Origin of the sequence: Pseudomonas wayambapalatensis, from assembly GCF_049942315.1 — a bacterium.
Taxonomy (GTDB): Bacteria; Pseudomonadota; Gammaproteobacteria; order Pseudomonadales; family Pseudomonadaceae; genus Aquipseudomonas; species Aquipseudomonas wayambapalatensis.
In genome coordinates, this window is record NZ_JBNFMU010000163.1 from 1 (window position 1) to 15,340 (window position 15,340).

Annotated in this window: 12 protein-coding genes; 10 read left to right on the plus strand and 2 right to left on the minus strand. The window is 63.9% G+C overall.

Annotation, left to right across the window (positions count from 1 at the left end; all coding sequences use genetic code 11):
• Positions 1-1,230: dihydroxy-acid dehydratase domain-containing protein (locus ACPZMI_RS10720; RefSeq protein ID WP_426352201.1), on the minus strand; the 1,230-nt coding region annotated here is incomplete at its 3' end.
• A gap of 270 nt (positions 1,231-1,500) precedes the next feature.
• On the opposite strand from ACPZMI_RS10720, the gene gap reads away from it, so the two are divergent.
• The 7 genes from gap to ACPZMI_RS10755 all read left to right on the plus strand — a co-directional run bounded on the left by gap (position 1,501) and on the right by ACPZMI_RS10755 (position 9,575).
• Positions 1,501-2,502, plus strand: a complete 1,002-nt coding sequence (gap, locus tag ACPZMI_RS10725) for a type I glyceraldehyde-3-phosphate dehydrogenase (RefSeq protein ID WP_186721717.1) — start codon at positions 1,501-1,503, stop codon at positions 2,500-2,502.
• A 115-nt stretch (positions 2,503-2,617) separates the two neighbouring features.
• The gene (locus tag ACPZMI_RS10730) at positions 2,618-3,130 is read left to right on the plus strand and encodes an RNA polymerase sigma factor (protein WP_054895146.1); all 513 of its coding nucleotides are present in this window, start codon (positions 2,618-2,620) and stop codon (positions 3,128-3,130) included.
• 148 nt (positions 3,131-3,278) lie between these two features.
• Positions 3,279-4,181 (plus strand): FecR family protein, encoded by a 903-nt coding sequence (locus ACPZMI_RS10735; RefSeq protein WP_426352204.1) that lies wholly within the window; start codon positions 3,279-3,281, stop codon positions 4,179-4,181.
• A gap of 158 nt (positions 4,182-4,339) precedes the next feature.
• The gene (locus ACPZMI_RS10740) at positions 4,340-6,928 is read left to right on the plus strand and encodes a TonB-dependent receptor (protein ID WP_426352202.1); all 2,589 of its coding nucleotides are present in this window, start codon (positions 4,340-4,342) and stop codon (positions 6,926-6,928) included.
• 168 nt (positions 6,929-7,096) lie between these two features.
• Positions 7,097-7,702, plus strand: a complete 606-nt coding sequence (locus ACPZMI_RS10745; protein ID WP_186667935.1) for a biliverdin-producing heme oxygenase — start codon at positions 7,097-7,099, stop codon at positions 7,700-7,702.
• A 52-nt stretch (positions 7,703-7,754) separates the two neighbouring features.
• Complete coding sequence (locus tag ACPZMI_RS10750) at positions 7,755-8,168, plus strand: YbaN family protein (protein WP_186667933.1); 414 nt, start codon at positions 7,755-7,757, stop codon at positions 8,166-8,168.
• Positions 8,169-8,225: 57 nt separating this feature from the next.
• Positions 8,226-9,575 (plus strand): CoA transferase, encoded by a 1,350-nt coding sequence (locus ACPZMI_RS10755; RefSeq protein WP_426352203.1) that lies wholly within the window; start codon positions 8,226-8,228, stop codon positions 9,573-9,575.
• 20 nt (positions 9,576-9,595) lie between these two features.
• Here the strand turns inward: ACPZMI_RS10755 and arcD (ACPZMI_RS10760) are convergent, their stop codons facing one another.
• Positions 9,596-11,023, minus strand: a complete 1,428-nt coding sequence (gene arcD, locus ACPZMI_RS10760; RefSeq protein WP_186667929.1) for an arginine-ornithine antiporter — start codon at positions 11,021-11,023, stop codon at positions 9,596-9,598.
• Between the two features lie 434 nt (positions 11,024-11,457).
• Here arcD (ACPZMI_RS10760) and arcD (ACPZMI_RS10765) point away from each other — a divergent pair, with 434 nt between their 5' ends.
• The 3 genes from arcD (ACPZMI_RS10765) to ACPZMI_RS10775 all read left to right on the plus strand — a co-directional run bounded on the left by arcD (ACPZMI_RS10765) (position 11,458) and on the right by ACPZMI_RS10775 (position 15,248).
• Entirely contained in the window at positions 11,458-12,885 is a 1,428-nt protein-coding gene (gene arcD / locus ACPZMI_RS10765) for an arginine-ornithine antiporter (RefSeq protein WP_186667927.1), read from the plus strand.
• A 30-nt stretch (positions 12,886-12,915) separates the two neighbouring features.
• Positions 12,916-14,169 (plus strand): arginine deiminase, encoded by a 1,254-nt coding sequence (gene arcA / locus ACPZMI_RS10770; RefSeq protein WP_186667925.1) that lies wholly within the window; start codon positions 12,916-12,918, stop codon positions 14,167-14,169.
• 68 nt (positions 14,170-14,237) lie between these two features.
• Complete coding sequence (locus tag ACPZMI_RS10775) at positions 14,238-15,248, plus strand: ornithine carbamoyltransferase (RefSeq protein WP_054895515.1); 1,011 nt, start codon at positions 14,238-14,240, stop codon at positions 15,246-15,248.
• Positions 15,249-15,340 lie beyond the last annotated feature (92 nt).

The following is a 15,340-nucleotide window of genomic DNA, read 5'->3' on the forward strand; positions in this document are numbered from 1 at the left end:
GACCGGACGAAGGGTGCTTTCGTCCAGGTTGTGCTGCTGCCCTTCGCACAAAACCGGCTTGCCTCCGTCAAGGAACGGTTCTTGGGTGTAGCGACACAGACCGTGTCCGCCCACGGTATTGACGTCCTCGTGCAGCAGCCCGGCGTCGAGCAGTTCGCGGATCAGGAAGCTCATGCCGCCTGCGGCCTGGAAGTGGTTGATGTCGGCCTTGCCGTTGGGGTAGACGTGAGACAGCGTCGGCACCACCTCGGAGAGGTCGGCCATGTCCTGCCAGGTCAGCTGGATCCCGGCAGCCTGGGCAATCGCCGGGATATGCAGGGTGTGGTTGGTCGAACCGCCGGTGGCGTGCAGGGCGACGATGGAGTTGACCAGCGCCTTCTCGTCGACGATCTCGCCCAGGGGCATGAAGCTGCCACTGGCCTTGGTCATGCGCGTGACCTGCTGGGCCGCCTCGGCGGTCAGCGCATCGCGCAACGGGGTGTAGGGGTTGACGAACGAGGCCCCCGGCAGGTGCAGGCCCATGACCTCCATCACCAGCTGGTTGGTGTTGGCCGTCCCATAGAAGGTGCAGGTGCCAGGGCTGTGGTAAGACTTCATCTCCGACTCCAGCAACTCCTCGCGGCTGGCCTTGCCTTCGGCGTAGCGCTGGCGCACGTCGGCCTTTTCCTTGTTGGAGATACCCGAAGGCATCGGCCCGCCAGGAACGAAGATGGTCGGCAGGTGGCCGAAGCGCAACGCACCCATCATCAGGCCAGGCACGATCTTGTCGCAGATGCCCAGCATCAGCGCGGCATCGAACATGTTGTGTGACAGGGCGATGGCGGTGGACATGGCGATCACTTCGCGGCTGGCGATCGCCAGCTCCATGCCTGGCTCACCCTGGGTCACGCCATCGCACATGGCCGGTACGCCACCGGCGAACTGGCCGACCGAGCCGATCTCGCGCAGCGCCTGTTTGATCTGTTCGGGGAAGTGCTGGTACGGCTGGTGCGCCGAGAGCATGTCGTTGTACGCAGAGACGATGGCCACGTTGGCGGCGTTCATCATCCGCAGGCTGTGCTTGTCCTGGCTGCCACAACCGGCCACACCGTGGGCGAAGTTGGCGCACTGCAGGCTGGCACGCATCGGGCCGTCGCTGGCCGCGCCGCGAATGAGCTCAAGGTAGCGTTCACGGGTGGCACGGCTGCGTTCGGTCAGCCTTGCGGTGACCTCAAGGATGCGCGGATGCATGTACTGGACTCCAGGCTATGTGTAAGGGCGACCTGAACCGGCATTTCCACTCCAAACGGTTGCGACCTAGGCTCAAGGCAGGGGCCGGAAAGGTCGTTGGCGTGGAAGGCTCGATCACTCGTTGTAGGTTTACCAAAATATTGCCACTAAAAATGCTTGTTTTCTATCTTGGAGTGAATAATCTTGTAATTCCAATAACAAAACCGTTTCAGTGAAGCTTCTGCCCATTTTGTGCCATAGGCTTCACCCAGACTGCCAGAGGTAATGCCAATGACCCTTCGCATCGCGATCAATGGATTCGGCCGCATCGGACGCAACGTCCTGCGCGCACTCTATACCCAAGGCTACCGCCAGGACCTGCAGGTCGTCGCCATCAACGACCTGGGCGACAGCGCGATGAACGCCCACCTGCTCAAGTACGACAGCGTACATGGCACCTTCGATGCCACCGTGGAGGCCGATCATGAGAGCCTGACGGTCAACGGCGATCGCATCGCGGTCAGCGCCATCCGCAACCCCGCCGAACTGCCCTGGAAAGCCGAAGCCATCGATGTGGTGTTCGAATGCACCGGGCTGTTCACCGACCGCGCCAAGGCGGCGGCCCACATCACCGCCGGCGCCGGCAAGGTGATCATCTCGGCACCGGCCAAGGGCGCCGATGCTACCGTGGTGTATGGCGTCAACCATGATGTGCTGCGCGCCTCGCACCAGATCATCTCCAACGCCTCGTGCACCACCAACTGCCTGGCGCCGATTGCCCAGGTGCTGCACCGCGAGTTCGGCATCGAGCAGGGCTTGATGACCACCATCCATGCCTACACCAACGACCAGGTACTGACCGACGTCTACCACAGCGACCCCTACCGGGCCCGCTCGGCCACCCAATCGATGATCCCGAGCAAGACCGGCGCCGCCGAGGCCGTGGGCCTGGTGCTGCCAGAACTGGCCGGCAAGCTCACCGGCATGGCGGTGCGGGTGCCGGTGATCAACGTGTCGTTGGTCGACCTGACCGTCAACCTCAAGCGCGAAGCCAGCGCCGACGAGGTCAACCGCTTGTTCCTCGAAGCCAGCCGCCATTCGCGCGTGCTCGGCTACAACAGCCTGCCGCTGGTGTCGTGCGACTTCAACCACAACCCGTTGTCGTCGATCTTCGACGCCAACCACACCCGCGCCAACGGCCGCATGCTCAAGGTGCTGGCCTGGTACGACAACGAATGGGGCTTCTCCAACCGCATGCTCGACAACTGCCTGGCGTTGTTCAGGGCGCAGTGAAAGGCCTTGGGGCTGCCTGGCGGCCCCACCTTTACCCCTTCATGACATTTCTCCGCTTGACCTGGCGCATGGATGATAAGCATTATCATTCACCCCTCATCGGCCAGGTTTCCCCGTGAGTCAGTCCCGGTTCAACTCAGTCTTCCTCACCCAGCGCCTCACCCTGCTGCGCACCTTGCAGCGCATGGTCGGCAACCCCAGCACGGCGGAGGACCTGCTGCAGGAAACCTACCTGCGGGTTACCCGCGCGCTGGGTGAGCGCCCTATCGAACACCTCGAACCCTTCGTGTTCCAGACCGCCCGCAACCTTGCCCTCGACCACTTGCGCGCGCGCCGCGTGCAGTCGCGCACTCTGGTCGACGATGTGCCCGAGCAGGTGCTGCACAATGTCGCCGCGCCGCTGGGCAACAGCGAGGATGCGGTGCATGCCGAGCAACTGCTCAAGCGCCTGAGCGTCAGCCTCGGCCAGCTCACGGCACGCCAGCAGCGCATCTTCATTCTCAGCCGCCTGCACGGTGCCAGCTACCTGGAAATCGCCGAGCAGTTGCAGGTCTCGGCCAGCACCGTGCAGAAGGAACTGAAGCTGATCATGGCGATCTGCATGGGTGTGGCCGACCGCCTCAAGTAAGCGACCGCTCGCCACCTGGGCAGGTGCTGGCTCTTGCCATGCCTGCGCACAGCGCCGATCATCTGCAAAAAACGCCATGCAAGGATCCCCCGTGAGCAACCCCGCCCCTCGCCCATCGCCCGCCGAGCCAGACGCCCGCGCCCGCGCCATGGACGAAGCGCAGGACTGGCTGATCCGCCTGCAATGCCCCACCGAGCAGGACACCCAGGACTTCGAAGCCTGGCTGGGCGCCGCCGAGCAGAACGCCGAAGCCTATGTCGAAGTCGAAGCGTTGTGGAACGGCGTCAGCCTGCGCCACCTGGCGAGCGATCTGCACCAGCAGCGCCGCACTTCGCTGCGCGGGCGCCTGCGCAGCCACTGGAAACCGCTGACCACGGCGGCCATGCTGGTGGTCGGGCTGTTCACCTTCGGCAACCTGCCAGTGCGCCTGCAGGCCGATCACCTGACGGTGGTCGGCGAACGCCAGCGGCTGCAACTGGACGATGGCGCCAAGGTGCTGCTCAACACCAACTCGGCCTTTGCCAGTGACCTGCGCGACGGGCGCCAGGTTGCGCGGCTGTTGCAGGGCGAAGCCTATTTCGAAGTGCCCGGCGGCAACCAGCCGCCGCTTGAAGTCCAGGCCGGCCCCTTGCGCGCCCAGGTACGCGACACCAACTTCGCCGTACGCTACCTCGATGGCCAGGCGCAGGTGCGCGTGCAGCGCGGCGACGTCGACCTGCAGGCCGCCAGCGACCAGCGCATCCGCTTGAGCGCCGGTGACAGCATCAGCGTCGGGCCTGATGGCTTCGGTCAACGCCAGCGCGCCGACCTGCACAAGGAACTGGCCTGGATCGATGGCCGCCTGGTGTTCGAGAACTGCCCGTTGAGCCAGGTACTCGATGAACTGCGCCGCTACTACCCGGGCTGGATCATCAACCGCAACGACCACCTGGAACAGGTGGCCGTTACCGGCAACTACCGCCTGGACCAGCCCCTGGAGACCCTGCGCGCCCTGGCCCATATCACCTCGGCGCAGTTGCACGAATATCCGGCGGTGGTGATTCTCAACTGAGTGATGCCTGTGGGGGCGTCGAACCGCCGCCCCCACTAAATTATTTTTACGCGACTCCCACACCACGTCCGTCTCGTTATAGCCAATGCAACTGATTCTTGTTCGAAAACAAGAACTGCACTCACCTATAACAGTTCGCGCGACAGGGAGCGCTTCCGATGTCCTCAGGTCCAACCCGCCCTTCCCCCTCTTCCCGACGCATGGGGCAACTGTCCCTGCTGACCCTGGCACTGCTGGCCAGTGGCGCCTGCAGCCTGCCCGCGCTGGCCGCAGAGCCTGCCCAGGCCGCCAGCCCACGCATGGGCGACTACCGTTTCGCCATTGCCCAGCAGCCACTGGTCTCGGCAATCAATGCGTTCAGCGAAGTCACTGGCTGGCAGGTCGGCTTCTCCGCCGAGCTGGCCGAGGGCGTGGCTTCGCCGGGCGTGCAAGGGGCACTGGCACCGGAAGCGGCACTGCAGAAACTGCTGCACGGCACCGGCCTGGGCTTTCGCAAGATCGGCAACGGCAACGTCGTGCTCGAGCGCCAGACCGCAGGCAACGCCATCGCCCTGCAACAGTTGACCGTCAGCGCTACCCGCAGCGCCCAGGACGTAAGCCAGGTGCCGAGCACGGTCAGCGTGCAGACCCGCGGGCAACTGGACCGCCAGAACGTCAACGACATCAAGCAACTGGTGCGCTACGAGCCCGGCGTCTCGGTGGGCGGTGTCGGCCAGCGCAGCGGCCTGAACGGCTACAACATCCGCGGCATCGACGGTGAGCGGATCCTCACCCAGGTCGATGGCGTGTCGATCCCCGACAGCTTCTTCTACGGCCCCTACGCCCAGACCCAGCGCAATTACGTCGACCCCGAGATCGTCAAGCGCGTCGAGATCCTGCGTGGTCCGGCCTCGGTGCTGTACGGCAGCAACGCCATCGGCGGCGCGGTCAGCTACTACACCCTCGATCCGGACGACATCATCAAGCCCGGCCAGGACGTCGGCGCGCGCCTGAAGACCGGCTACAGCTCGGCCGACGAAAGCTGGCTGACCTCCGCCACCGTCGCTGGCCGCCAGGGCGACTTCGACGGTCTGCTGCACCTGAGCCAGCGCAACGGCCACGAGACCGAATCCTACGGTGGCCACGGCGGCACCGGCCTTGCCCGCACCGAAGCCAACCCGGAAGACGTGCGCACCACCAACGTGCTGGCCAAGCTGGGCTGGAACTACGCTGACGACGCGCGCCTGGGCTTCACCTACGAACACTACAAGGACGACCGCGACCAGAACATCCTCAGCGCAGTGGGCGGCCCGTTCATCCCTGGCTTCGGCGCCATGAACTCCTATCGCATGCGCCAGGGCAATGACACCGTCACCCGCGAGCGCTTCGGCATCAACCACGAGTTCGGCCTCGACAGCCTGGTCGCGGACCACGTCAAGTGGAGCCTGAATTACCAGATCGCCAAGACCGACCAACGTACCGACGAGCTCTACTTCGCCTCCGGTCGCCAGGTGTTCCGCGACCGCCAGACCACCTACAAGGACCGCCAGTGGGTGTTCGATGGTCAGTTGGACAAAGCCTTCAGCATCGGCGAGACCGACCACCTGCTCACCTATGGCACCACAATCAAGCACGAGAAGGTCACCGGCTCGCGCAGCGGTACCGGCACTTGCCTGAACATCGGCGGCACCTGCCGCGCCATCGGCCAGAACAGCGCGAGTGATAGCCAGGCGCTGGTCAGCGACTTCCCGGACCCGACCATCAACACCTACAGCCTGTTCGCCCAGGACGAGATCCGCTGGAACAACTGGACCTTCCTGCCGGGTGCGCGTTACGACTACACCCGCATGGAACCGAAGATGACCGCCGAATTCCTGCGGGGCATCCAGGGCACCGGCGCGGCACCGTCCAGCGTCGACGATTCGGACAAGAAGTGGCACCGCGTCTCACCCAAATTCGGCATCACCTACGCCTTCAACGACAACTACACCTGGTATGGCCAGTACGCAGAAGGCTTCCGCACCCCAACCGCCAAGGCCATGTACGGGCGCTTCGACAACCCGACCCTGGGCTATCGCGTCGAACCCAACCCGAACCTGGAACCCGAGAAGAGCAAGAGCTACGAGACCGGCCTGCGCGGCAACTTCGACGCCGGCAACTTCGACGTGGCGGTGTTCTACAACAAGTACCGCGACTTCATCAACGAAGACGCCGTGCAGTCGGCCAACCTGGGCTCGACCTTCCAGGCCAACAACATCAAGCACGCGACCATCAAGGGTGCCGAGTTCAAGGGTCGCCTGAACCTCGATCACTTCGGCGCGCCGCAAGGCCTCTACACCCAGGGCTCCCTGGCCTACGCCCATGGCCGCAACGACGACAATGGCCAGCCGCTGAACAGCGTCAACCCACTGACCGCCGTGATGGGCCTGGGCTACGAACAGCAGAACTACGGCGGCCTGCTCAGCTGGACACTGGTCAAGCGCAAGAACCGTGTCGACGACTCCACCTTCTTCGCCCCCGACGGCGCCAGCAAGCAGTTCCGCACCCCAGGCTACGGCGTGCTGGACCTGACCGGCTTCTACAAGGTGACTGAAGACGTGACCGTCAACGCAGGTCTCTACAACCTCACCGACAAGAAGTACTGGCAGTGGGATGACGTGCGCGGCTACGACGGCCTTGGCGAGGCGGCAGTGACCCAGCCGGCCAACCTCGACCGCCTGACCATGCCGGGACGCAACTTTGCCATCAATGTGATCTGGGACATCTGATCCAGGCCAGCATCCCTGCGGGAGTGGCCCTGTGCCGCTCCCGCAAGGGGCATCCCTCTCCCCCGCCCGAACACAAATGCCTCCCACTCCCAGGTGAGGTTTTTTTACTGTCCTGCGTCTTCTCTTTCGTCTTGTACCTAGACAGCCCCATTTCCCAAGGATGCACCCATGACCAGCCACACCTCCGAGCGCGCCGCCCTGCGCTCGCAACGCCTGAACCAGGTCACCCACGCACCGCACACCGAGCTGGACGCTCTGGTCAAGTCGCACGCGCCGTTCGACAGCCGCGAGAGCTTCGCCCGCTTCGTCGTCGCCCAGTACCTGTTCCAGTCCGAGCTGCAGGCGCTGTACACCGACCCTGCACTGATCGCCATCGTCCCTGACCTGGCCGAACGTTGCCGGGCCGAACAGGCGCGCCTGGACCTGGCCGACCTGAACACCGAAGTACCCGCCCCGGTTGCCGGCGCTCTGGTCAAACCAAGCCTGGGCGAAGCCCTGGGCTGGATCTTCGTCTCCGAAGGCTCCAAACTGGGCGCAGCGTTCCTGATCAAGCGTGCCGTGGCCCTGGAGCTGTCCGACAGCTTCGGCGCCCGTCACCTGGGCGAGCCGGCCGGCGGCCGTGCAGAGGGCTGGAAACAGTTCACCCGCATCCTCGACAGCCTGGAGTTGTCGGCCGAAGAGGACGCCGCCGCCGAGCGTGGCGCAGTCGCTGCCTTCGAGCGCTTCACCGAGCTGCTCAAGCACGCCTACGCCACGGATGCCGCGCTGGCCTGAGACGCACCTGCCGGCCACCATTCGGGTGGCCGGACCGCTTTGCAGTGAGACCATGACCCGACTTGCCCGCTCCCGACTGTCCCGCCTGCTGTATGCGATCCTGGCTTATGTCAGCCTCGGGATAGGTCTGGTCGCCATCGTCATTCCTGGCTTGCCCACCACCGAGTTCATCCTCCTGGCCGCCTGGGCCGCGACCCGCAGTTCGCCGCGCCTGTCCGCCTGGCTGGAAAACCACCGTCTGTTCGGGCCGATCCTGTGGAACTGGCGCAACGGCAAGGTGATCCAGCGCCGCGCCAAGGTCAGCGCGACCATCAGCATGCTGCTGTGCGCAGGGTTGATGCTCACCGTTCTCGAACACCACTGGCCAGTGTTTCTTGCCATCGCCGGGATGACCCTGGGCAACCTGTGGATCTGGTCGCGCCCCGAACAACCCACCGCACCACTGCCCGCCCAACTGCAACGCTGAGCATTTGCATCCTTGCGCGGGATGTACTGCAATGGGATCCACTCAGGAGGATCCTGCATGCCCCAGTTGCTCGACACCATCGCCCGTGAACTGAAACTCGACCATGCCGCCCTGCGCTGGCACGGCGTCGGCGGGCTGCCCTCGACCTTCGCCGTCACCGACCTGGCCGCCGCGAGCATGGCCGCCGCCGGTCTGGCACTGGCCAGCCTGCTGCAGCGCCAGACCGACCACTGCCCGCTGGTCAGCATCGATCGGCGCCTGGCCTCGTTCTGGTTTGCCACCAGCCTGCGCCCCCAGGGCTGGCAGACACCGCCTCTGTGGGATGCCGTCGCCGGCGACTACCCCACCCGCGATGGCTGGATTCGCCTGCACACCAACGCTCCCCATCATCGCCAGGCCGCACTCGGCGTGCTGGGCACCCCGGCCGATCGCCAGGCGGTCGCCGAGCAGGTCCGGCGTTGGGACGGCGAGGCGCTGGAAAGCGCCGTGGTCGAAGCCGGAGGCTGTGCGGCGAAGATGCGCAGTTGGGCCGAATGGTGCGAGCACCCGCAGGGGCGGGCAGTGAACATGGAGCCACTGGTGTTGCGCGAGCATTTCGACGCGGCAGCGCCATTGGCCTGGCAAGGCTGTGAAACACGTCCGCTGGCCGGCATCAAGGTGCTCGACCTCACCCGCATTCTCGCCGGCCCTACAGCCAGCCGTCTGCTGGCAGGCTTCGGCGCCGACGTGCTGCGCATCGACCCACCCGGCTGGGACGAACCGGCGGTGGTCGCCGAAGTCACCCTGGGCAAGCGCTGTGCACGCCTGGACTTGCGCGCGACGCCTGACCGCAAGGTGTTCGAGCGGTTGCTGGGTGAGGCCGACATCCTCCTGCATGGCTATCGCGCCGATGCACTGGAACATCTGGGTTTCGGCGCACAGCGCAGGCGTCAGCTCAACCCCGGGCTGATCGACGTCAGCCTCAACGCCTACGGCTGGAGCGGCCCCTGGCAGGAACGTCGCGGCTTCGACAGCCTGGTGCAGATGAGCAGCGGCATCGCCCGCGAAGGCATGCGCTGGAAACAAACGGAAAAACCCGTGCCTTTGCCGGTGCAGGCGCTCGACCATGCAACCGGGTACCTGATGGCGGCCGAAGCGATCCGTGGGCTAGAGCAGCGCCTGGCTGGAAGGGCCGGTTACCGGGCACGGCTGTCCCTGGCACGTACCGCCAAGCTGTTGGTGGAGCATGGAACGATGGGGGATGACTTGCCCCTGGCAGCAGAAACGCCCGAGGATCTCGACCCGCATCTGGAACGGACACCTTGGGGGACTGCGCAAAGGATCAGGGGGCCGTTGAAGGTTGGGCCTGCCCATATGCACTGGGGACGCGGGGCATGCGAGCTGGGCTCGGCTCAAGCGCGTTGGTGACGGTTACGACCTCCGCCCACTTACAAACTCAGCGCCCCCGAGTACAGCGCGTAAGCCGCCACCGCCGCCCCCACCAGCACCGCCGCGAATATCAGCTTCTCCCAGCGGCTGAACACCACCTGCCCCTGTTCATGCCTGGCCCGGGCAAACAGGATCACCCCCGGCGCATACAACAGCGCCGAAAGCAGCAGGTACTTGAGGCCCCCGGCATACAGCAACCACAACGCATAGACCAGCGCCAGCAACGCCACCGCCAGATCCTTGCGCCGCAGCCCCGCCTGCCCGGCATAACTCTCGCCCCGCCAGGCCAGCAGCACGGCGTAGGCCGCTGACCAGAAGTACGGCACCAGGATCATCGACGACGCCAGGTAGATCAGGCTGGTATAGGTGCCGGCCGAAAACAGGGTGATCAGCAGAAAGCCCTGGATCATGCTGTTGGTCAGCCACAAGGCATTGGCCGGCACATGATTGGCATTTTCCCTGGCCAGAAAACGCGGCATGGTCTGGTCGCGAGCGGTGGCGAAGAGGATCTCGGCACACAGCAACGCCCATGACAGCAGCGCCCCAAGCAGCGACACCGCCAACCCGATACTGATCAGCATCGCCCCCCAGGGCCCGACGATATGCTCCAGCACCGAGGCCAGCGACGGGTTCTGCAACCCGGCCAGTTCAGGCCGGGTCATCACCCCCAGCGACAGCACGTTGACCAGCACCAGCAGCGCCAGCACCCCGAGAAAGCCGATCACCGTGGCCTTGCCGACATCCGATCGGTGCAGCGCACGCCCGGAGTAGACACTGGCGCCCTCGATGCCGATGAACACGAACACCGTCACCAGCATCATGTTGCGCACCTGCTCCAGCACGCTGCCGAACTTCGGATTGCCCAGCCCCCAGATATCGCGGGTGAAGATATCCGCGCGGAAGGCGAAGGCCGCGATGACGATGAAGATCAGCAGTGGCACGACCTTGGCCACCGTAGTGACCTGGTTGATGAAGGTCGCCTCCTTGATGCCGCGCAGCACCAAAAAATGCACCGCCCACAGCAACAGCGAAGCGCAGCCGATGGCTATCGGCGTGTTGCCTTCACCGAACACGGGAAAGTAGAAACCCAGGGTACTGAACAACAGGACGAAGTAGCCGACATTCCCCAGCCAGGCACTGATCCAGTAACCCCAGGCCGACGAGAAGCCCATGTAGTCGCCAAAGCCGGCTTTGGCATAGGCGTAGACGCCCGAGTCCAGGTCAGGCTTGCGGTTGGCCAGGGTCTGGAACACGAAGGCCAGCGCCAGCATGCCGACGGCCGTGATGGCCCAGCCGATCAGGACCGCGCCAACGTCGGCACGGGCGGCCATGTTCTGCGGCAATGAAAAGATCCCGCCGCCGATCATCGAACCGACCACCAAGGCGATCAGCGCCCCCAGGCGAAGCTTATGTCCCGGTTCGCCCATCTGCTGCTCCCTCACGCCTGTCGCCTGTATGAAACATAACGGCCATTACATATAAATGTTACAGCTTATTTATTAATCAAAGCCATTAAAGCTATAGCACTCATAACGCATTTGTCTATATGACGACGGCGGCCAATGTGCACATTGTCAAGCAACTCGCAAATTCGCGACACCCTGTCGAAAGGCCCGTGAAAAATTTGCGAAACCGGTGAAAGCGACTAGCTTGAGAGTTCGCAAGCCAAACAGAGCGTTTGCTCTAGAAGTACATGGAGGTGCCAGCGCACAAGGCTTGCAGCAAAGCGGTCGGCACTCTCCAGGAGACCCGAGAAAGAATTTCTCTCACGCTGTTGCGCCATGAACTGATCCACATCAGCGAATGACTACAGCGCCGGATTTATTCTGTCGTCAACTTTCTCCTGGCATGGAGTTGTTAAATGTCTGATTCTCCCGGAAAACTTAAACTCGGCGCATTAGTTGCACTTGTCGTGGGGTCGATGATTGGTGGGGGGATCTTCTCCCTGCCGCAAAACATGGCCGCCAGCGCGGGCGTAGGTGCCGTGCTGATCGGCTGGGCCATCACGGCCGTCGGCATGCTCACCCTGGCCTTCGTGTTCCAGACCCTGGCCAATCGCAAACCTGATCTGGATGGTGGCGTGTACGCCTACGCCAAGGCCGGCTTTGGCGACTACATGGGCTTTTCGTCGGCCTGGGGCTACTGGATCAGTGCCTGGCTGGGCAACGTCGGCTACTTCGTCCTGCTGTTCAGCACCCTGGGGTACTTCTTCCCGGTCTTCGGTGAAGGCAACACCCCGGCAGCAGTGATCGGCGCATCACTGCTGCTGTGGGGCGTGCACTTCCTGGTCCTGCGCGGCATCAAGGAGGCGGCGTTCATCAACCTGGTCACCACCGTGGCCAAAGTCGTGCCGCTGGCGCTGTTCGCACTGATCTGCCTGTTCGCCTTCAAGCTCGACGTGTTCACCGCCGACATCTGGGGCCTGGGCTCGCCCGACCTCGGCAGCGTGATGGACCAGGTGCGCAACATGATGCTGGTCACCGTATGGGTGTTCATCGGCATCGAGGGCGCAAGCATCTTCTCCTCGCGGGCGGCAAAACGCTCCGACGTGGGCAAGGCAACGGTCATCGGTTTCATCACCGTGCTGCTGTTCCTGGTGCTGGTCAACGTGCTGTCGATGGGCGTGATGACCCAGCCGGAGCTGGCCAAGCTGCAGAACCCGTCGATGGCCGCGGTGCTGGAGCATGTGGTCGGTCACTGGGGCGCGGTGCTGATCAGCGTCGGCCTGATCATCTCGCTGCTGGGGGCACTGCTGTCGTGGGTGCTGCTGTGCGCGGAGATCATGTTCGCCGCCGCCAAGGACCACACCATGCCCGAGTTCCTGCGCCGCGAGAACGCCAACCAGGTGCCGGCCAACGCCCTGTGGCTGACCAACGCCATGGTGCAGATCTTCCTGGTCATCACCCTGTTCTCCAACAGCACCTACCTGTCGCTGATCTACCTCGCCACCTCGATGATCCTGGTGCCCTACCTGTGGTCGGCGGCCTACGCGGTACTGCTGGCGGTGCGTAGCGAAACCTACGAACAGGCCCTCGCCGAACGCAAGAAGGACCTGATCATCGGCGGTATCGCCCTGCTGTACGCGATCTGGCTGCTGTACGCCGGAGGCGTGAAATACCTGCTGCTGTCGGCCCTGCTCTACGCCCCTGGCGCGATCCTGTTCGCCAAGGCCAAGCGCGAGGTCGGCCAACCGATTTTCACCAACGTGGAAAAACTGATCTTCGCCGCTGTGATCGTCGGCGCCCTGGTGGCGGCCTACGGGTTATACGACGGCTTCCTGACCCTTTGACCACGTCTTCGTATGATTGGAGGAATCATCATGTCCACGGATAAACAGAAATACGGCGTGCATTCCGAAGCCGGCAAGCTACGCAAGGTGATGGTCTGCGCCCCGGGACTGGCGCACAAGCGACTGACCCCCAGCAACTGCGATGAACTGCTGTTCGACGACGTGATCTGGGTCGACCAGGCCAAACGCGACCACTTCGACTTCGTCACCAAGATGCGCGAACGCGGCGTCGATGTGCTGGAAATGCACAACCTGCTGACCGACATCGTGCAGAACAAGGAGGCCCTGGCCTGGATCCTCGATCGCAAGATCACCCCCAATACCGTTGGCGTTGGCCTGACCAATGAAGTGCGCAGCTGGCTCGAAGGCCTCGATCCGCGCCACCTGGCCGAGTTCCTGATCGGCGGCGTGGCCGGCCAGGACCTGCCACAGAGCGAAGGCGCCGATGTGGTGAAGATGTACAACGACTACCTCGGCCACTCCAGCTTCATCCTGCCGCCCCTGCCCAACACCCAGTTCACCCGCGACACCACCTGCTGGATCTACGGCGGCGTCACGCTGAACCCGATGTACTGGCCGGCGCGACGCCAGGAAACCCTGTTGACCACCGCCGTGTACAAGTTCCACAAGGAATTCACCGGCGCCGACTTCCAGATCTGGTATGGCGACCCTGACAAGGAACACGGCAGCGCCACTCTCGAAGGCGGCGATGTCATGCCGATCGGCAAGGGCATCGTGCTCATCGGCATGGGCGAGCGCACCTCGCGCCAGGCCATCGGCCAACTGGCACAGAACCTGTTCGCCAAGGGCGCAGTGGAAAAAGTCATCGTCGCCGGCCTGCCCAAGTCGCGTGCCGCGATGCACCTGGACACCGTGTTCAGCTTCTGCGACCGCGACCTGGTCACGGTCTTCCCGGAAGTGGTGCGCGAGATCGTGCCGTTCATCATCCGCCCCGACGAAAGCAAGCCCTACGGCATGGATGTGCGCCGTGAGAACAAGTCGTTCATCGAGGTGGTCGGCGAGCAGCTCGGGGTCAAGCTGCGCGTGGTCGAGACTGGCGGCAACAGCTTCGCCGCCGAACGCGAACAGTGGGATGACGGCAACAACGTGGTGGCCCTGGAGCCTGGCGTGGTCATCGGCTACGACCGCAACACCTACACCAACACATTGCTGCGCAAGGCCGGGATCGAGGTCATCACCATCAGCGCCGGTGAACTGGGCCGTGGTCGTGGCGGCGGCCACTGCATGACCTGCCCGATCGTACGCGACCCTATCGACTACTAACGCCCTCGATCCGGCCCGCGCTTACGAGGCGTGGGCCGGGCACTCACCGCATTCAAGGAGACACTGTCATGGCGTTCAACATCCACAACCGCAACCTGCTCAGCCTCGAGCACCACACCACCCGTGAGCTGCGCTACCTGCTGGACCTCTCCCGCGATCTCAAGCGCGCCAAGTACACCGGCACCGAGCAGCAGCACCTGAAGGGCAACAACATCGCCCTGATCTTCGAGAAGACCTCGACCCGCACCCGCTGCGCCTTCGAAGTCGCCGCCTACGACCAGGGCGCCAACGTCACCTACATCGACCCTAACTCCTCGCAGATCGGCCACAAGGAGAGCATGAAGGACACCGCCCGCGTGCTCGGGCGCATGTACGACGCCATCGAGTACCGCGGCTTCAAGCAGGAGATCGTCGAAGAACTGGCCAAGTTCGCCGGCGTACCGGTGTTCAACGGCCTGACCGACGAATACCACCCGACCCAGATGATCGCCGACGTGCTGACCATGCGCGAACACAGCGACAAGCCATTGCACGACATCAGCTATGCCTACCTGGGCGATGCGCGCAACAACATGGGCAACTCGCTGCTGCTGATCGGTGCCAAGCTCGGCATGGACGTGCGCATCGCCGCGCCCAAGGCGCTGTGGCCGCATGACGACCTGGTGCAGCGCTGCAAGCAGTACGCCGAGGAAAGCGGCGCGCGCATCACCCTCACCGAAGACCCGAAGGCGGCGGTCAAGGGCGTCGATTTCGTCCATACCGACGTCTGGGTATCGATGGGCGAGCCTGTCGATGCCTGGGGCGAGCGCATCGAACAACTGCTGCCGTATCAGGTGAACAAGGAACTGATGAAAGCCACCGGTAACCCGCGCAGCAAGTTCATGCACTGCCTGCCGGCGTTCCACAACTCCGAGACCAAGGTCGGCAAGCAGATCGCCGAAAAATACCCGCACCTGGCCAACGGCATCGAAGTGACCGATGACGTGTTCGAGTCACCAGCCTGCATCGCCTTCGAGCAGGCGGAGAACCGCATGCACACGATCAAGGCGATCCTGGTATCGACCCTGGCTGATCTCTGACCCCCACTTCCGGGCTGGCCCCCTCCCCTGTGGGAGCGGGCTTGTCCCGCGATGACGGTGTGTCAGGCAGGTCGCCATCGCGGGACGAGCCC